General features: G+C 68.1%; 14 protein-coding genes. 12 read left to right on the top strand and 2 right to left on the bottom strand.

Features of this window, described 5'->3' with window-relative positions; translation table 11 throughout:
- Positions 1-3 precede the first annotated feature (3 nt).
- Genes ATK74_RS02020 through ATK74_RS02010 form a run of 3 tightly spaced genes read left to right on the top strand, consistent with a single transcriptional unit; the run spans position 4 to position 4963 of the window.
- Positions 4-2433 carry a beta-xylosidase/alpha-l-arabinosidase gene (locus tag ATK74_RS02020; protein WP_245840596.1) on the top strand — a complete coding sequence of 810 codons (2430 nt, stop codon included), beginning with the start codon at positions 4-6 and terminating at the stop codon, positions 2431-2433.
- Positions 2434-2438: 5 nt separating this feature from the next.
- Positions 2439-3992 carry a glycoside hydrolase family 43 protein gene (locus tag ATK74_RS02015; RefSeq protein ID WP_211283252.1) on the top strand — a complete coding sequence of 518 codons (1554 nt, stop codon included), beginning with the start codon at positions 2439-2441 and terminating at the stop codon, positions 3990-3992.
- Between the two features lie 2 nt (positions 3993-3994).
- Entirely contained in the window at positions 3995-4963 is a 969-nt protein-coding gene (locus ATK74_RS02010; RefSeq protein ID WP_098459479.1) for an acetylxylan esterase, read from the top strand.
- A 19-nt stretch (positions 4964-4982) separates the two neighbouring features.
- Here the strand turns inward: ATK74_RS02010 and xylB are convergent, their stop codons facing one another.
- Positions 4983-6380, bottom strand: a complete 1398-nt coding sequence (gene xylB / locus ATK74_RS02005; protein ID WP_098459478.1) for a xylulokinase — start codon at positions 6378-6380, stop codon at positions 4983-4985.
- A gap of 81 nt (positions 6381-6461) precedes the next feature.
- Entirely contained in the window at positions 6462-7652 is a 1191-nt protein-coding gene (gene xylA, locus ATK74_RS02000) for a xylose isomerase (RefSeq protein ID WP_098459477.1), read from the bottom strand.
- A 347-nt stretch (positions 7653-7999) separates the two neighbouring features.
- Here xylA and chvE point away from each other — a divergent pair, with 347 nt between their 5' ends.
- The 9 genes from chvE to ATK74_RS01955 all read left to right on the top strand — a co-directional run bounded on the left by chvE (position 8000) and on the right by ATK74_RS01955 (position 17797).
- A complete protein-coding gene (chvE, locus tag ATK74_RS01995; protein WP_098459476.1) occupies positions 8000-9106 on the top strand; it encodes a multiple monosaccharide ABC transporter substrate-binding protein in 1107 nt (368 codons plus the stop codon).
- An 80-nt stretch (positions 9107-9186) separates the two neighbouring features.
- Positions 9187-10731, top strand: a complete 1545-nt coding sequence (gene mmsA, locus ATK74_RS01990) for a multiple monosaccharide ABC transporter ATP-binding protein (protein ID WP_098459475.1) — start codon at positions 9187-9189, stop codon at positions 10729-10731.
- Positions 10728-11936: a multiple monosaccharide ABC transporter permease gene (gene mmsB, locus ATK74_RS01985; RefSeq protein ID WP_098459474.1), complete on the top strand. Its 1209-nt coding sequence runs from the start codon at positions 10728-10730 to the stop codon at positions 11934-11936. The genes mmsA and mmsB overlap by 4 nt, the downstream gene beginning before the upstream one ends.
- A gap of 59 nt (positions 11937-11995) precedes the next feature.
- The gene (locus tag ATK74_RS01980; RefSeq protein WP_211283251.1) at positions 11996-13162 is read left to right on the top strand and encodes an ROK family transcriptional regulator; all 1167 of its coding nucleotides are present in this window, start codon (positions 11996-11998) and stop codon (positions 13160-13162) included.
- A gap of 86 nt (positions 13163-13248) precedes the next feature.
- Positions 13249-14262 carry a LacI family DNA-binding transcriptional regulator gene (locus ATK74_RS01975; protein WP_245840594.1) on the top strand — a complete coding sequence of 338 codons (1014 nt, stop codon included), beginning with the start codon at positions 13249-13251 and terminating at the stop codon, positions 14260-14262.
- Positions 14259-14726, top strand: coding sequence for a hypothetical protein (locus ATK74_RS01970; protein ID WP_098459472.1), 468 nt, complete (start codon positions 14259-14261; stop codon positions 14724-14726). The genes ATK74_RS01975 and ATK74_RS01970 overlap by 4 nt, the downstream gene beginning before the upstream one ends.
- A 45-nt stretch (positions 14727-14771) precedes the next feature.
- Entirely contained in the window at positions 14772-15578 is an 807-nt protein-coding gene (locus ATK74_RS01965) for a purine-nucleoside phosphorylase (RefSeq protein WP_245840591.1), read from the top strand.
- Between the two features lie 9 nt (positions 15579-15587).
- Positions 15588-17222, top strand: coding sequence for a phospho-sugar mutase (locus ATK74_RS01960; protein ID WP_098459471.1), 1635 nt, complete (start codon positions 15588-15590; stop codon positions 17220-17222).
- Positions 17219-17797 (top strand): uridine kinase family protein, encoded by a 579-nt coding sequence (locus ATK74_RS01955; RefSeq protein WP_245840589.1) that lies wholly within the window; start codon positions 17219-17221, stop codon positions 17795-17797. The genes ATK74_RS01960 and ATK74_RS01955 overlap by 4 nt, the downstream gene beginning before the upstream one ends.
- The last annotated feature ends 12 nt before the right edge of the window (positions 17798-17809 follow it).

The raw sequence follows: 17809 nt of genomic DNA, 5'->3' as shown, positions 1-17809 counted from the left end.
CCGGTGTCCACATCCCCTAACGGCATTCCCGCCATGCCCACGGTCTCCGAACGCGTCCGTTCCCTGGCCGCGAGCATGACCTTGGAGGAGAAGCTGGCCCAGATCACCGGTTACTGGCTGGACCAGGGCGGCAATGTCGTCGCACCGATGCAGAGCGAGATGGCCGCCGACCAACGGTCCTCCGGCCAGCTGGCCGAGATCACCAAGGACGGCATCGGCCACTTCACCCGGGTCTACGGCACCCGTCCGGTGGATCCGGTGGAGCGGGCGAACTGGTTGTGGGCCGAGCAGCGCCGGCTCAAGCGTGAGACCAGGCTGGGCATCCCGGCGCTGGTGCATGAGGAAGTGCTGACCGGCCTGGCCGCGTGGAAGGCGACTACGTTCCCCACGCCGCTGGCCTGGGGGGCCTCCTTCGATCCGGAGCTCGTCGAACAGGCCGGTGCGGCCATCGGGTCATCGATGGCTGCGCTCGGCGTCCATCAGGGCCTGGCTCCGGTGCTCGATGTGATTCGCGATCCCCGCTGGGGACGCGTCGACGAGTGCATCGGTGAAGACCCGTACCTGGTCGGCACGGTGGCCACGGCCTTCGTCCGCGGCCTCCAGTCGGCCGGGGTACACGCCACCCTGAAGCACTTCCTGAGCTACTCCGGCTCGACGGCCGGACGCAACCACGCCCCGGTCAGCGCCGGGCCGAGGGAGATCCTGGACGTGTTCCTGCCACCGTTCGAGATGGCCATTCACGACGGTGGCGCCGCTTCGGTGATGAACTCCTACACCGCGATCGACGGTGTCCCGGTGGCCTCCGACCCGTCCATCCTGACCGACCTGCTGCGCACCAAGATCGGCTTCGACGGCATCGTGGTGGCCGACTACTTCGCGGTCGCTTTCCTGCAGGTCATGCAGGGAGTGGCCGCCACCCGCGGCGAGGCCGCCCGGCTCGCCCTGATCGCGGGCATCGACGTCGAACTGCCCACCGGCGACGCCTACCTGGCCCCGCTGGCCGAGGAGGTGCGCTCCGGGCGCCTCGACGAGGCCTACCTGGATCGCGCGGTGCTGCGAGCACTGGCCCAGAAGGAGGCCCTCGGCCTGCTCGAGCCGGACGCCTTCGAGGCCGACCCGCCCAGCGAGGTCGACCTCGACCCGATCGAACACCAGGAGATCGCTCGTCGGCTGGCCGAGCACTCGGTGATCCTGCTCAGCAATGACGGAGTACTGCCGCTGGTAGCCGGCCCGGCCCCGGCGAAGGTGGCCGTGATCGGCCCGAACGCAGACCGCACCGCTGCCCTGCAAGGCTGCTACTCCTTCGCCAACCATGTACTTGCCGCTTTCCCGGATTATCCGGTGAGCATCGCCATCCCGACCGTGGCGGAAGCGCTGGCGGGCGCTTTCGCCACGGCCGGGCTGCCCGAGCCCGAGCTGACCTCGGCGCTGGGCTGCGCCGTGGAAGGCGAGGACCGGTCCGGTTTCGCCGAGGCCGTGGCGGTCGCCACCGACGCCGATGTGGCGATCGTGGTGGTCGGAGATCAGGCCGGGCTGTTCGGCCGCGGCACCGTCGGCGAGGGCAACGACACCCAGTCGCTGGAGTTGCCCGGGGTGCAGCGCGAGCTCGTCGAGGCCCTGGTCGCCACCGGCACCCCGGTGGTGATGGTGGCCATCACCGGCCGGCCCTACGCGATCGGCTGGGCGCTGGACGGACCCGGCCCGCGGCCGGCTGCCGTGCTGCAGTCCTTCTTCCCGGGCGAAGGCGGCGGCCTGGCCATCGCCGACGTGATCACCGGGTTGGTCAACCCCTCGGGTCGGCTGCCGGTCTCCCTGCCCCGCTCCGCCGGCGCCGAGCCGTTCTCCTACCTGCAGCCGATCCTCGGCGGTCCGTCGGAGGTCACCTCGACCGACCCGACCCCGGTTCGTCCGTTCGGCTTCGGGCTGTCCTACACCAGCTTCGGCTACTCCGAGGTGTCCACGGTCTCCGAAGTGGACACCGGCGCCCACTTCGCGGTCGAGGTAGGTGTGACCAACACCGGATCCCGGGCCGGCGCCGAGGTCGTCCAGCTCTACGGACGGGACGTGGTCGGCTCGGTGGTCCGCCCGGTCGTCCAGCTGCTCGGCTACGCCCGGGTCGAACTGGAGCCCGGCCAGTCCCGGCGGGTGCGCTTCGACGTCCCGACCACGCGGTTCGCCTTCACCGACCGCAGCCTGCGCAAGATCGTCGAACCCGGCGATGTCGAGGTCTGGGTCGGCTCGCATTCGGCGGCCTCCGGCAACGGGCTCCCCAGCGTGAGCACCACCAACGGCGCCATCTCGAACACCGGCTTGAACGTCGCCGAGCCGGTGGTCGGCCATGCCACCCAGCGAGCTCGGATCGAGCTGACCGGCGAGGTCTACCCGGTCACCAATGCCGATGCCCGCCAGGTGCGGGTGGAGGTCGTCGACTGATGGGCATGGTTCAGAACCCGGTGCTGCCGGGCTGCTACCCCGATCCATCGATCTGTCGGGTCGGTGAGGACTATTACCTGGTCAACTCCACTTTCGAGTACTTCCCCGGGCTGCCGATCTTCCACAGCACCGACCTGGTGCATTGGACGCAGATCGGCCATGTCATCACCCGCGCCGATCAGCTGGACTACTCCGGGATCGCCTCCTCCGGCGGGTTGTATGCCCCGACGATCCGCTACCACGACGGCTTGTACTGGCTGGTCTGCACGATGGTCTACCCGGACCAACCCGACCGGCCGGGGAACTTCTTGATGACCGCAACCGACCCGGCCGGCCCCTGGTCGGATCCGATCTGGTTGGGGACGGCGGGCATCGACCCGTCCATCTTCTTCGACGACGACGGACGCATCTGGTTCCACGGCACCCGGTTGGCGCTCGAGCCGCAGTGGCACGATCAGACCGAAGTCTGGGTCCGCGAGTACGACCCGGTAGCCCAGCGCCTGGTGGGCGACGAGACGGTGATCTGGCGGGGCGCCCAGCTCGGCGTCGTCTGGGCCGAAGGGCCGCACCTGTACAAGGTGGACGGTCGCTACTACCTGATGACTGCCGAAGCCGGCACCGAGATCCATCACTGCGTGTGCATCATGCGCGCCGACTCCGTCACCGGGCCGTATGAGGGCAACCGCGCCAATCCCGTCATGACTCATCGCCACCTCGGCCGTGAGGTGGACGTCGTGGGCGCCGGCCATGCCGATCTGGTGCAGGCCGCGGACGGCAGCTGGTGGGCCGTCCTGCTGGCCATGCGGATCTACGGCGGCTACCACTACCCGCTGGGCCGGGAGACCTTCCTGGTGCCGGTGACCTGGCAGGACGGCTGGCCGGTCTTCGCACCCGGAGTAGGCCGGATTCCGGCCGCCGTCGAGGTGCCGTTCGCCGACGACACGCCGCTGGGCGTGACTCAGGGCGCGATCGGTGGCCCGGTGCTCCCCGGCGACCCGTGCTGGAACTCGCTGCGCGGTCCGGCCGACTTCGCCACTGCCGACGGCGATGCCTGGCGGCTGCGTCCGACCACGGACACGCTCAGCGACATCGGACAGCCGGCCTTCCTGGGCATCCGTCAGCAGCACCGCTGTGCGGACTTCTCGGCGACCTTCTCCCCCGCCCTGGCCGATCAGCAAGAGGCCGGGCTGGTGATCCGGCAGGGCGAGCGCGATCACGTCCGGCTCGCCATCAGCCCATCCGCCGATGGCTACACCGTCACCGCCGTGCACCGGCAGGCCGGCGTCGAGCATCACCTCGGCCAGGTCAGCCTCACTGCGGGCTCGGTGCGGTTGGCCGTCTCGGCTCGGGGCCGCGACTACACCCTGACCTGCATCGGCGCCGACGGCGCGCAGCAGGTCGTCGGGCACGCTGACGCCTCCACCCTGGACACCATCGCCACCGGCGGCTTCCTGGGGCTGTGGCTCGGCATCTACGCCCACGATGGCGGACGACCCGGGGAGGGCAGCGTCCGGGTCGATAAGGTCGAGTACCTTCCCGTACCCGACAGCGAGGGGTAGCCATGCCGCTGACCGATCTGACCCTGCCCGAACTGGTCGACTTCCGTCCGCAGGTTCCAGAGCCCGCCGACTTCGACGCGTTCTGGGCGCAGACCCTGGCCGAGTCGGCGGCCATCCCGCCGCGGCTGGAGCGCCGCCGGATCGAGGGCCCGATCACTCAGGTGATCGTCGAGGACGTCGAGTTCGCCGGCTATGCCGGGGATCCGATCAAGGCCTGGATCATTCGTCCGCTGGACGAGCGGCCGCGGCCGGCTGTGGTCGAGTTCATCGGCTACAACGGCGGACGCGGGCTTCCGGCCGAGCATCTGCACTGGGCGGCGGCCGGCTACGTCAACGTGATCATGGACACCCGCGGCCAGGGCAGCGGCTGGGGCGGCGGCGGCAGCACGTCCGATCCGCACGGCAGCGGCGCGGCCCTGGACGGCTACATGACCCGGGGCATCGAGGATCCTCACGACTACTTCTATCGACGAGTCTTCGTTGACGCCGTCCGGTTGGTCGAGGCAGTGCAGACTCTCGAGTTCGTGGACCCGCAGCAGGTGGCGATCACCGGCGGGAGCCAAGGCGGAGGAATCACCCTCGCCGTTGCAGGCCTGGTGGGGAGCAGGGTGGCGGGGGTGATGCCGGACGTTCCGTTCCTGTGTCACTTCCGCCGCGCAGTCAGCCTCACCCCGAGCCGACCGTTCACCGAAGTCACGCAGTACCTGTCGATCCATCGCGGCAGCACCGAGCAGGTGTTCACCACGCTGTCCTACTTCGACGGCGCCAACTTCGCTCGTCGGGCGACCGCCCCGGCGCTGTTCTCCGTGGGCCTGATGGACGACATCGTGCTGCCCTCCACCGTCTTCGCCGCCTACAACGGCTACGGCTCCAGCGACCGGGAGATCGCGGTCTACGAGTTCAACGGCCACGAGGGCGGCCAGTTCTACCACTGGCAACGCCAAGAGGCCTGGCTCGCGGCACGCCGCTGAGCCAGGCCTCTGTGGTCGATCAGTACCGAGCGGCCGCAGCCAGGTAGTTGGCCAGAATCTCCGGATGCGAGTCCACAGCCGGGGACGCCACCATTTCCACCGGCCAGGTCGGCCGCTGCCCGGTGAGCGCCCACGCTGCCTGGCGAGCCGCACCGTCGGCGACGTACTCCCCGGGGCTGGGCACCTGGACCGGCACCGAGAAGACCTGTCCGGCGATGGTCTGGACGGCCGGATTGGCCGCCGCGCCGCCGATCAGCAGGATCCGCTTCGCCTCGACGCCGAGCTCCTGCACCGCGCTGACACCGGCGGCCAGGCCGCACAGCATGCCCTCGACCGCAGCCCGGGCCAGATTCGGCCGGGTGGTCGAGGCCAGGGTCAGTCCGGAGAAGGTCGCGGTGGCGTCCGGCAGGTTCGGGGTGCGTTCGCCCTCGAAGTAGGGCACCAGCACCGCACCGCCGGCCCCCGGCTCCGCAGCCAGTGCCAACTCGGCCAGTTCGTCGTGGTTCACGCCCAGCAGACCGGCCACCGCGTCCAACACCCGGGCCGCGTTCAGCGTGCAGACCAGGGGCAGGAAGCCGCCGGTGGCATCGGCGAAGCCGGCCACGGTCCCGGTGGCATCCCCCACGGCCACATCGGTGGCCGCGAAGACCGTCCCCGAGGTGCCCAGCGAGACGGCCACATCACCAGGATGTGCATCCAGGCCGAGGGCGGCCGCGGCATTGTCGCCGGCACCGGGAGCCAGGACGAAGCCCGGTCCGGGCACCGACTCGGTGGCGCCGAGCACCCGCGGCAGGATCGCGTCGTGGCCCAGGGCCAGGATCAGCAGTTCCCGGTCGTAGGCATCGCTCTTGCCGGAGAAGTAGGCGGTGCCGCTGGCATCGGAGCGGTCAGTGACCAACTCGTGCAGCTGCGGGCCCAGCGGCGACTCGTCGGCCGGGCCGTAGCCCCGCAGCCGCCAGCTCAGCCAGTCGTGCGGCAGGCAGACCGCAGCCACCTTGGCGGCGTTCTCCGGCTCGTGGTCACGCAGCCAGCGCAGCTTGGTGGCAGTGAACGAGGCCACCGGCAGGACCCCGGTGCGCTCGACGAATGCCTCAGCGCCCACCTCGGCGATCAGGTCCAGAGCGGCCTGCGCCGAACGGGTGTCGTTCCACAGCAGCGCCGGACGGATCACCCGGCCTTCGGTGTCCAGGACCACCATTCCGTGCTGCTGGCCGCCGACGCTGACCGCGTCGGCCTGCTCCAGGCCACCGGCCTGCTCGAGCGCCTGGTTCAGCGCCGTCCACCAATGGGCCGGGTCGACCTCGGTGCCGTTCGGGTGACTGGCTCGGCCACTGGCCACCAACTCACCGCTGGCAACGTCGCGGACCACGACCTTGCAGCTTTGGGTCGAGGAGTCGACCCCGATCACTCGCGCCATGGCGAGCCCTCCTTGGAGTTTCGTTGGATAGGCCAGAATCTCGGACGGCCGAAGCCGTCCGAGATTCTGGAGTAGGTCAGGTCAGCGAGCGCCGAGCAGGTGCTCGGTGGCCAGCTGCTGGAGTCGGACGAAGCCGAAGCCGTGACCATTGAAGTAGGCACCGGAGTCGAAGTTCTCGTAGGACTCGGTGTCGGCGATCAGTTCCCGGTAGCCCTCGCCCTCGGCCAGGGTCGGCACCGCGAGCTCGGCCACCTTGGCCGCAGCCAGGGCTTCCTGCACCTCGGGATCGGCCCGGAACGCCTTGGCCCGCTCCTTGAGCAGCAGGTAGGTCTGCATGTTGGCCTTGGCCGACTCCCAGACACCGTTCTCGTCCTCGGTGCGCGACGGCTTGTAGTCGAAGTGACGCATGCCGGTGTAGGCCTGGCCACCGTTGGGGCCACCGTTCTCCAGCAGGTCGACCAGCGCGAAGGCGTTGTGCAGATCACCGTGGCCGAAGACCAGATCCTGGTCGTACTTGATGCCGCGCTGACCGTTGAGGTCGATGTGGAAGAGCTTGCCGTGGTACAGCGCCTGAGCGATGCCGGCCTGGAAGTTGAGGCCCGCCATCTGCTCGTGCCCGACCTCCGGGTTGAGGCCCACCATCTCGGGGTGCTCAAGGGAGTTGATGAAGGCCAGCGCGTGACCGACGGTCGGCAGCAGGATGTCGCCGCGGGGCTCGTTCGGCTTCGGCTCGATCGCGAACTTCAGGTCGTAGCCGGCGTCCAGGACGTACTCGCTGAGCAGGTTGACCGCTTCGCGGTAACGCTCGAGAGCGGAGCGGATGTCCTTGGCCGCGTCATACTCGGCGCCTTCACGGCCACCCCACATGACGAAGGTCTGAGCGCCGACCTCCATGGCCAGGTCGATGTTGCGCAGCACCTTGCGCAGCGCGAAGCGACGCACAGCGCGATCGTTGGAGGTGAAGCCACCATCCTTGAAGACCGGCTGGCTGAACAGGTTGGTGGTGATCATCGGGGTCTTCAGCCCGGTGGCCTCACAGGCAGCCTTGAGCCGGTCGATCTGCGTGCGACGCTCGGCATCGGTGGAGCCGAAGGCGAACAGATCGTCATCGTGGAAGGTCAGACCGTAGGCACCGAAGGAGGCCAGCTTCTCGATGACGTGCACCACGTCCAGCGGGGCCCGGGTCGGTCCACCGAAGGGGTCGCCACCGTTGTAGCCGACCGTCCACAGGCCGAAGGTGAACTTGTCAGCAGGAGTTGGAGTGAGAGTCATTAAGACATCCGATCTCTCGTCGTTGAGGAATGTTGTGGGATACAACTTATCGCAGAGGCCCGTCGCTGTCCATCGCATCCACGGCCCCGCAAGGCCTCTCGCCCAGCCCCGTCCGAGCGGCTCGGAGAGCCCCCGGACCGAAAACGCTCTCCGCCTCAGCGAGAGCGCTATCACCGTGACCAGATCAGTTACCAGATTGTTATGCGTCGATCTTGCCGCCCCACCTCGTGCGAAGTTATGTTGCCGTCATCGACAAATGGTTGCCCGTCAACCATGCGCCCCCGACGGTCACACAGCTGTGCCATTTGGGGCAATCGGCGACAAGATCATTCAGAGAGGAAGGACATATGTCGCACAAGTCCCGCATCATCGCATTGGCCGCGGCCGGCGCTATGGTGCTTTCGATGGGCGCGTGCAGCGCGGCCGGTGGCACCGGCGGTGCCGCGACCGGATGCAATGTTGGCATCACGATGCCGACCCGGAGCCTGGAGCGGTGGATCAACGATGGCGAGCAGCTGAAGAAGCAGCTGGAAGAGGCCAAGTGCACCGTTGATCTTCAGTACGCCGATGACAAGGTTGATCAGCAGATCAGCCAGATCCAGAATCAGATCGCCGGCGGCGCCAAGATTCTGGTCATCGCTTCCATTGACGGCACCGCGCTCGGCCCGGTCCTCGACACTGCGGCCAAGCAGAAGATCAAGGTCATCGCTTACGACCGCCTGATCAACGGCAGCCCGAACGTCGACTACTACGCCACCTTCGACAACTACAAGGTCGGCCAGCTGCAGGGCAACTTCCTGAAGGACCAGCTCAAGCTGGACTCCGCTTCTGCTCCGATCAACTTCGAGCCGTTCGCCGGTAGCCCCGACGACAACAACGCGAAGTTCTTCTTCTCCGGCGCGTGGGATGTTCTGCTTCCCTACGTCACCAAGGGCACCCTCGTGGTCCCCAGTGGCAAGGCTCCGAAGAGCAACGACGAGTGGACCAAGATCGGCATCCAGGGCTGGAAGTCGGCCAACGCTCAGTCCGAGATGGACAACCGTCTGTCCTCCTTCTACGCCGGTGGCAAGAAGGTCCAGGCCGTGCTGTCCCCCAACGACTCCCTGGCAATCGGCATCGAGGCTTCGCTGAAGTCGGCCGGCTACAAGGTCGGCACCGACTGGCCGATCATCACCGGTCAGGATGGCGACAAGGCCAACGTCAAGGCGATCCTGGCTGGCGAGCAGTCCATGACCGTCTGGAAGGACACCCGCAAGCTGGGTGCCCAGGTGTTCAAGATGATCCAGCAGATCACCAAGGGCGAGAAGGTCGACGTCAATGACGAGAAGACCTACAACAATGGTGTGAAGGTTGTTCCTTCGTACCTGATCGAGCCCGAGGTCGTCACCAAGGACCAGGTTCAGTCCAAGCTGATCGATTCCGGCTTCCTCAAGGCTGCCGACGTCGGTCTGTGACATCTAGCCGGTGGGGTGACGGTGCGAGAATCACCGTCACCCCACTGGTGTGTCCATCTTCAAGAGTCATGAGGTGAAGCATGGTTGAGAACGAACCGATCCTGCGGATGCATGAGATCACCAAGGATTTCGGCGGTGTCCGCGCCCTGGATCAGGTCTCCCTGGAGGTCGCCCGCGGCGAGGTCCACGCGATCTGTGGTGAGAACGGCGCTGGTAAGTCCACGTTGATGAAGGTGTTGTCCGGGGTGCACCCGCACGGCACGTACTCGGGAACGATCGAGTTCAATGGGGTTGAGGCGACTTTCGCCGATATCAACTCCAGCGAGTCGGCCGGGATCGTCATCATCCACCAGGAGTTGGCGCTGAACCCGCTGCAGTCGATCGCAGAGAACATCTTCCTGGGCAACGAACGCGCGACCCGCGGCGTCATCGACTGGAACCAGACGTCCATCCAGGCTGCGGCGCTGCTCAAGCGCGTCGGCCTCGATGAGAACCCCTCAACCAAGATTTACGAGATCGGTGTCGGCAAGCAGCAGCTGGTTGAGATCGCCAAGGCCATGGCCAAGGACGTCTCCCTGCTGATCCTGGACGAGCCCACTGCCGCCCTCAATGACGAAGACTCCAATCACCTTCTCGACCTGATCGCCGGCATGCGTGATCACGGAATCACTTGCATCATGATTTCGCACAAGCTGCGCGAGATCCGTCGGATCGCTGATCGGGTCACGGTGATCCGTGACGGCAAGACGATCGAGACCATCGACATGCGCGGCCCCGACGCCACCGAGGCCCGAATCATCAAGTCCATGGTCGGCCGCGAACTGAACAACCTCTTCCCCAGCCACGAGTCGAACATCGGTGAAGAGCGGTTCCGAGTCGAGGACTGGACTGTGTATCACCCGGTCGACACCTCACGAGTGGTTGTCGATCACGCGAGTTTCAACGTCCATGCCGGCGAGATCGTCGGCTTCGCCGGCCTGATGGGCGCCGGCCGTACCGAACTGGCCATGAGCCTGTTCGGAAAGCTGTGGGGCATCAACATCTCCGGCCGGGTCTTCAAGGACGGCAAGGAGATCAGTACCGCCACCGTGGACGAGGCGGTGGCGAACGGGATCGCCTATGTGACCGAGGACCGTAAGCGGTACGGGTTGAATCTGATCGGGATGATCAGCACCAACATCACTGCCGTGGCACTGGCCAAGTTCGCCAAGTGGGGGGTCATCGATCGCAACCGCGAGTACCTGACCGCCGATGAGTACCGACGCAGCATGAACATCAAGACCCCGAGCGTGTCCGAAGTGGTCGGTCGGTTGTCCGGCGGCAATCAGCAGAAGGTGGTCTTGTCCAAGTGGCTGGCTGCCGGACCTGATGTGCTGATCCTCGACGAGCCCACCCGCGGCATCGACGTCGGCGCCAAATACGAAATCTACGGGTTGATCCAGGCCCTGGCCGACCAAGGCAAGGCCGTCGTCATGATCTCCTCCGAACTGCCCGAACTACTGGGCATCTGTGATCGCATCTACACGATCTCCGAGGGCGCCATCACCGGTGATGTGCCGCGTTCGGAGGCCACCCAGGAAAACCTCATGTACCTCATGACCGCAGGAAAGGAAGCTCTGCGATGAGCACTCCGGCTCCGACTACCCCGGCTCCCAGCAAGGCCGCTGAGACCTCCCGCAACCTCGCGGTGGACTTCCGCCAGTACGGCATTCTGGCTGCGCTGGTCGTCATCATCTTGTTGTTCGAGGTGCTCACGGGTGGACGCCTGCTGTTGCCCGGCAACGTCAACAACCTGATCCAGCAGAACTCCTACGTGCTGATCCTGGCGATCGGCATGGTCATGGTGATCATCGCCGGCCACATCGACTTGTCGGTCGGCTCCGTGGTCGCCATGGTCGGCGCCGTGGCCGCCCTCGCCATGAGCGAATGGCACCTGCCCTGGTGGATCGCCGTGATCATCTCGCTGCTGGTCGGTGCCCTGGTCGGCGCCTGGCAAGGCTTCTGGGTCGCCTTCGTCGGCATCCCCGCGTTCATCGCCACCTTGGCCGGTCAGCTGCTGTTCCGTGGCCTCACCCTGATCTTCCTGCACGGCGGCACCATCGGCGGCCTGCCCGCCGAGTTCGTCGCCATCGGCGCCGGCTGGCTCCCCTCCTGGCTCGGCAGCATCGGCACCACCGACGTGCTGACCATGGTGCTCGCGATCGCGTCCTGCATCCTGCTGGTGTTCTTCCTCAACCGCTCGCGCGCCGGACGCAAGAAGCTCGGTCTGCCGATTGAGAGCGCCATCCCGTTCTGGGGCAAGATCATCGCCGCCGTCGTGGCGATCCTGGGTATCGCTTGGCAGCTGGCGAACTACTCCGGCACCCCGATCATCTTGATCCTGCTGGCCGCCCTGATCCTGGGCTACAACTTCCTGCTCAACCGGTCGGTGTTCGGACGCCACATCTATGCCATGGGTGGCAACCTGTTCGCCGCCATCATGAGCGGCGTCAAGACCAAGCGAGTGAACTTCGCCCTGTTCGTCAACATCGGTGTGCTCGCCGCCCTGGCCGGCGTCGTCTCCACCGCCCGTGCCGGCAGCGCAGTCGCCTCCGCCGGCAAGGACTACGAGTTGGACGCCATCGCAGCCGTGTTCATCGGCGGCGCAGCCGTCCAAGGCGGCGTCGGTACCGTCACCGGAGCCATGATCGGCGGCCTGGTCATGGGCGTGCTCAACATGGGCCTGTCCATCCTCTCGGTCGACGCCGCCTGGCAGATGGCCATCAAGGGACTCGTCCTCCTCCTGGCCGTCGCCTTCGACCTCATCAACAAGCGCCGAGGAGGCCGCTGAGCCGATAGTCTTCGTAGCGAATCGGGCCTGCCCGGACTTCTGATGCGGGAGGTGTCATCGTGAGCGTGGCAGGCACGACCGAGGACGTGCGACGGACGAACCTGGCTGCCATCCTCGGCATCCTCTACCGGGACGGGCCCGCGTCGCGGGCAGTGCTGAGCAAGCGCACCGGCCGGAACCGGTCGACGATCGCCAGCTTGGTGTCCGACCTGGTGTCGCTGGGGCTGGTCTCCGAGCATGAGCCGGCCACCATGGGTCAGGTCGGTCGCCCCTCCCCGGTGGTGGCGGTTCGTCCCGAGGTGACCGCGATCGCGGTCAACCCCGAGATCGACATGCTCACCATCGGCCTGGTCGGGCTGGACGGCAACGTCCGCCGAGTGATCCGCCACGAGTACGACCGGATTCCCAGCGCCTCGGAGGCGGTGACCATCACCGCGTCCGTCCTGGCTGGAATGCAGGTGGAACTGGACGGCCTGCTGGTGGCCGGGATCGGTGTCGCGGTACCCGGTCAGGTCCGGACCGGTGACGGACTGGTCCGCAACGCGCCGCACCTGAACTGGCATGACGATCCCTTCGCCGAGCCGCTCAGCGCGGCAACCGGCTACCCGGTGCTGGTGGCCAACGACGCCGCCCTGGGGGCGCTGGCCGAGCACGAGTTCGGGGCCGGCCGAGAGCACGACAACGTGATCTACGTCAACGGCGGCGCCTCCGGCATCGGTGCCGGGGTGATCACCGGCCGGACGCTTCTGGGCGGGGCCAGCGGTTACGCCGGCGAGCTCGGCCACGTCCGAGTCTCCGACGCACCCGTGGTCGACTCGGCCGGAATCAGGGGCACCCTCGAGGCCGAGGTCACTCGGGCTGAGCTGCAGAAGGCGCTGGGCCTGCCCCGCGCCGAACCCGGCCAGCTGGAGGAGCGGCTACTCGCCGACCACTCCCCTGCAGTCGCCGAAGTGGTCGGACGTCAGCTCACCCACTTGGGGACGGCGCTGGGCGCCGCGGTGAATCTGTTCAACCCGGAGGTCATCGCGCTGGGCGGCTTCTTGGCGGCCCTGCACAGCTACGATCCCCAGGCATTGCGGCGCAGCATCGCCTCCGCCGCACTCGCTCCGTCACTGGAGGGGGTGCAGATCACTCCCGCTGCTCTTGGATCGGACCTGCTGATGGTGGGGGCGGCCGGGCTCGCGTTCGGACCGCTGCTGTCCGACCCGAGTTGCGCGGCGAACTAGGCCAGTCGATCTTCGACCGATAACTGCTTCCTGATGAATTGGGAAACGTTATCGATATCGTTGCTCAGCGGGCTTACACTCAGCTCGTGCCCACCCGCGTGAATGCGACCATCGTCGATGTGGCGCGCTCGGCGGGGGTGTCGGTCTCAACCGTCTCCAAGGTGATCAACGCCCGCTACGGCGTGTCCGAGCGCACCGCTGAGCACGTCCGCCGGGTGATCGCCGAACTGGGCTACGAGTCCAGTCTGGGTGCCCGCAGCCTGCGCTCTCAGCGCACCGGCGTGCTGGGCGTGCTGGTGGCCGAGTTCGAGCCGTTCAGCACCGAGCTGCTCAAGGGCCTCGGCCAGGCCGCCGAAGGCAGCGGCTACGAGTTGCTCGCCTACTCGGGTCGGATCGGGCCGGACCCACGCTACGGCTGGGAGCTTCGTTCGCTGGCCCGGCTGAGTGGGACGCTGATCGACGGGGCCGTGCTGGTCACGCCGACCGTCTCCGATCCCGACTACCGGATCCCGGTGGTGGCACTGGATCCACACGCCGGTTCGAGCTCGATGCCCACCATCGATTCCGACAGCCTCACCGGCGCCGAACTAGCGGTGAACTACCTGCTCAGCCTCGGCCATCGGCGGATCGCCATGCTTGCCGGACGCCCCGACCTCAACTCGGCTCAACTGCGCGAGGCGGGCTACCGCCGCGCGCTCCAGGCAGCGGGCATCCCGGTCGACCCGACGCTGATCGAGATCGGCGGCTTCCGTCCGGACTCGGCCACGGCCCCGGCCCGCGCGCTGCTGGATCGTCCTGATCGACCGACCGCGGTGTTCGCCGCCAACGACCTGACTGCGATTCGCACGATCGAAGTGGCCAACGAGCTCGGTCTGCGGGTACCGGAGGATCTCTCGGTGGTTGGCTTCGACGACGTCCCGGATGCCAGCCAGTTCCGGACCCCGCTGACCACGATCGCGCAGCCGCTGTACCAGATGGGCCGACTCGCCATGGAGACCTTGCTGCGGCTGCTCGAGGGCGCCGAGCTCGAGGAGTCTCACCTGACCCTGGCCACCACCTTGGTGGTGCGGGAGTCGACGGCGCCGGTTCCGAGCCGATGAGCAACCCCCGTCCGCCGGCGCTGCGCACCGACCTGTTGCGAGCCGGCCTGATCGCCGTGGCGATCGCCGGCGTGGTGGTCAGCATCGCCATGGTGATCCTCGGACTGCCTGAAGCCACCCCGGCACAGTCGGTGCTTCTCGAGCTGGCGATGCTGCCGATCTCGGTGTCGTTGGCGGCTGCGCTCGGGATCTTGGCAATGCGGGCCCGACCGGCCGGACGGCGTTCGCGGCTGACCCTGACCGGGTCCGGGATCCTCGGCATCGCCGGAGCCACCACGATGGCGCTGGCCTACGTGACCGGGCCACGACCACTCGTCCACCTGGGGCAGGCGCTGCTGCTGGTCGGGCTGCTGATCGCTCTGGCCGTCGCGACTGCGCTGCAACCCGGGCGGCGACGCAGCCTGCTGGAGCTCGCCGATGAACCCGACGAAACCGAGCCGGACACCGCCGATCCGCAGGGCTGACTCCGCCAAGGAGCCATCGAGCCCAGGCGTCGTTATCATCGTGGGGTGACCGCGACCAACGAACCCGCACAGCTGGCTGAACACGCCGCCCAGACCCTGCTCAGCCGCTTCAATCTCACCAAGATCGACCTCGCTCTCGTCCTCGGATCGGGCTGGTCGGGTGCCTCGCTCGAGCTCGGCGAGACGATCGGGGAGGTCGAGCTGGCCGAACTGCCCGGCTTCGCCAAGCCGGTCGTTGCCGGTCACGGCGGCACGTTGCGGCTGGCCCGGACCTCGGCCGGCAAGGTGGCCGCCTTCTTCAGCGGTCGCACCCACTACTACGAGGGACGCGGCGTCGCCGCAGTCGTCCATGGCGTCCGGACGGCGGCCGCCGCCGGTGCCGACACCCTGGTGCTGACCAATGGCTGTGGCGGCCTGAACCCCGAGTGGGGCCCGGGCACCCCGGTGCTGCTGCGCGACCACATCAATCTGACCGCGGCCACCCCGCTGACCGGAGCCACCTTCATCGACCTCACCCAGGCCTACTCGCCGCGACTGCGCGACTTGGCCCATCAGGTCGATCCCGGGCTGCCCGAGGGCGTCTACGTCCAGTTCCCCGGGCCGCAGTACGAGACTCCGGCCGAGGTGCGGATGGCCAAGGTGCTCGGTGGCGACCTGGTCGGCATGTCGACCACGCTGGAGACCATTGCGGCGCGCGAGGCGGGGCTCGAGGTGCTCGGCATCTCGCTGGTCACCAACCTGGGCGCCGGCATCTCGCCGACCCCGCTGGACCACTCCGAAGTGATCGCCGCGGGCAAGGCTGCCGAGCCCCGGCTGCGCGGCCTCCTGGCCGGGCTGCTGGAACGGCTCTAGGGGTTCACCATGTCGCACGAGTTGATCCAGGCCTGGCTGCGGGACGATCCGGACCCGGCCACCGCCGCTGAGCTGCGCGGGCTGCTGGAGCGGGCCGAGGCCGGTGATGCCGCCGCCGAGGCCGAGCTCTCCTCCGCCTTCGCCGGACGTCTGGAGTTCGGCACCGCCGGGCTGCGTGGACGACTCGGCCCCGGCCCCGCCCGGATGAACCGGGTGCTGGTCAGCCAGGCCGCCGCCGGGTTGGCGCTGTACCTGCTCGATCAGGGCCTGGCCGGCTCCCCGGTGGTCGTCGGTCACGACGCCCGGCACAACTCCGCGGTCTTCGCCAAGGACACCGCCGAGATCCTGGCTGGCGCCGGGCTGCGTCCGCTGCTGTGCGACCGGGCGCTGCCCACGCCGGTGGTCGCCTTCGGGATCGGGCACTTCTCCTGCGCCGCGGCCGTGGTGGTCACGGCCTCGCACAACCCGCCGCAGGACAACGGCTACAAGGTCTACCTGGGTGACGGCTCCCAGATCGTGCCGCCGGCCGACGCCGAGATCGCAGCCCGGATCGATGCGGCAGCTGCCCGTCCGCTGGCCGAGATCCCGCGCAGCGACGACTACCGGATGATCGGGGACGACCTGGTGGCCGGCTATCTGGCCCGCGCGGCCTCGCTGGTCGATCCGGCGACCCCGCGGGAGCTCAACTGGGTCTACACGGCCATGCACGGCGTCGGCGGCGCGATCGTCGACCAGCTGGTGGCGGCCACCGGCTTCCCGGCCCCGCACCAGGTGGCCGAGCAGCAGCAGCCCGATCCGGACTTCCCGACCGTCGCCTTCCCCAACCCCGAGGAGCCGGGAGCGATCGACCTGGCGTTGGCACTGGCCCGCACGGTCGAGGCCGACATCGCCATCGCCAACGATCCCGACGCCGACCGCTGCGCCATCGCCGCGCCGTTCGCCGGGACCTGGCGGATGCTCAGTGGGGACGAGTTGGGCTGGCTGCTGGCCGACGATGCGCTGCGCCGCAGCACGGCCGGGGTCTACGCCTGCTCGGTGGTCTCCAGCACGCTGCTCGCCACCATGGCCGCCGCCCACGGCCAGCCGTTCCAGACCACCCTGACCGGCTTCAAGTGGATCGGACGGGTGCCCGGACTGGTCTTCGGCTACGAAGAGGCGATCGGCTACTGCACCGACCCGGCCGCCGTCCCCGACAAGGACGGAATTACCACGGCCTTGCGGGTACTGGCTCTGGCCGCCCGGCTCAAGGCGGACGGTTCCAGCATCGCCGAGCGGCTCGATCAGATCGCCACTGACTACGGTGTTCACCTGACCTCGCAGCTGTCGTTCCGGGTCTCCGATCTCAGCTTGATCACCGCAGCCATGGCCCGGATCCGGCAGGCTCCGCCCGCGGCGCTGGCCGGTGAGCCGGTCGAGGTCGTCGATCTGGCCCGCGGCAGCGCCGACCTGCTGCCCACCGATGGCGTGCTGTTCAGCGGGCGGCGGGTGCGCGTGGTCGTCCGTCCGTCCGGGACCGAGCCGAAGCTGAAGTGCTACCTGCAGGTCGCGCTGGCACCGGGGGCCGACCTGGCCGCCGACCGGGCCCAGGCGTCCACCCTGATGTCGCAGGCGCGCGACGAGATGGCTCGAGCGCTGGGCCTGTGAGCACGACCCCTCGGATCATCCTGATCGCCGGCGCGTCGGGCAGCGGAAAGTCGCGCCTGGCGCTGGCCGCCGGTTGCCCGACTCTGCGGCTGGACGACTACTACTTCGACGCCGACCACCCCGACATGCCGAGCACGAACCTGGGCATCCCCGACTGGGACGATCCGGCCTCCTGGGACGCGGCCGGTGCGCTGGCTGGGCTGCAGGAGCTGCTGACCACCGGTGAGCTGGTGGCCCCGGACTACTCGATCACCGAGAGCCGCCGGGTGGGCAGCCACCGGGTGCACCTGGACGGATGCCACTGCCTCACTGTGGAAGGCATCTTCGCCATCGAGTTCCTGGCCCACTGCCGAGTCGCCGGGCTGGACGTCGAGCCGATCTACCTGGATCGTCCGGCCGGCCTGGTCTACCTGCTGCGGTTGCGTCGGGACTTCGCCAAGAAGCGCAAGCCCCCGCTGATCGCCATCCGCCGCGGCTGGGCGCTGCGCAAGGCGCAACCCGCGCTGCGCCGCAAGGCCATGGACGCCGGCTTCACCCCGATGTCGATGCGCGCCGCGATCGCCCACCTCGGCTGACCCCAGCGCCCG

Origin of the sequence: Propionicimonas paludicola (assembly GCF_002563675.1) — a bacterium.
GTDB classification, from domain to species: Bacteria; Actinomycetota; Actinomycetes; order Propionibacteriales; family Propionibacteriaceae; genus Propionicimonas; species Propionicimonas paludicola.
This window is presented reverse-complemented; position numbering and strand designations above follow the sequence as displayed.

What these genes read in the sequence shown, in the direction of transcription:
- xylB (WP_098459478.1), bottom strand. Translation starts at nt 6,380, where the DNA reads ATGGCGCGAGTGATCGGGGTCGACTCCTCGACCCAAAGCTGCAAGGTC.
- ATK74_RS01970 (WP_098459472.1), top strand. Translation starts at nt 14,259, where the DNA reads ATGAGCAACCCCCGTCCGCCGGCGCTGCGCACCGACCTGTTGCGAGCC.
- mmsA (WP_098459475.1), top strand. Translation starts at nt 9,187, where the DNA reads ATGGTTGAGAACGAACCGATCCTGCGGATGCATGAGATCACCAAGGAT.
- xylA (WP_098459477.1), bottom strand. Translation starts at nt 7,652, where the DNA reads ATGACTCTCACTCCAACTCCTGCTGACAAGTTCACCTTCGGCCTGTGG.
- ATK74_RS02015 (WP_211283252.1), top strand. Translation starts at nt 2,439, where the DNA reads ATGGTTCAGAACCCGGTGCTGCCGGGCTGCTACCCCGATCCATCGATC.
- ATK74_RS01960 (WP_098459471.1), top strand. Translation starts at nt 15,588, where the DNA reads ATGTCGCACGAGTTGATCCAGGCCTGGCTGCGGGACGATCCGGACCCG.
- chvE (WP_098459476.1), top strand. Translation starts at nt 8,000, where the DNA reads ATGTCGCACAAGTCCCGCATCATCGCATTGGCCGCGGCCGGCGCTATG.
- ATK74_RS02010 (WP_098459479.1), top strand. Translation starts at nt 3,995, where the DNA reads ATGCCGCTGACCGATCTGACCCTGCCCGAACTGGTCGACTTCCGTCCG.
- mmsB (WP_098459474.1), top strand. Translation starts at nt 10,728, where the DNA reads ATGAGCACTCCGGCTCCGACTACCCCGGCTCCCAGCAAGGCCGCTGAG.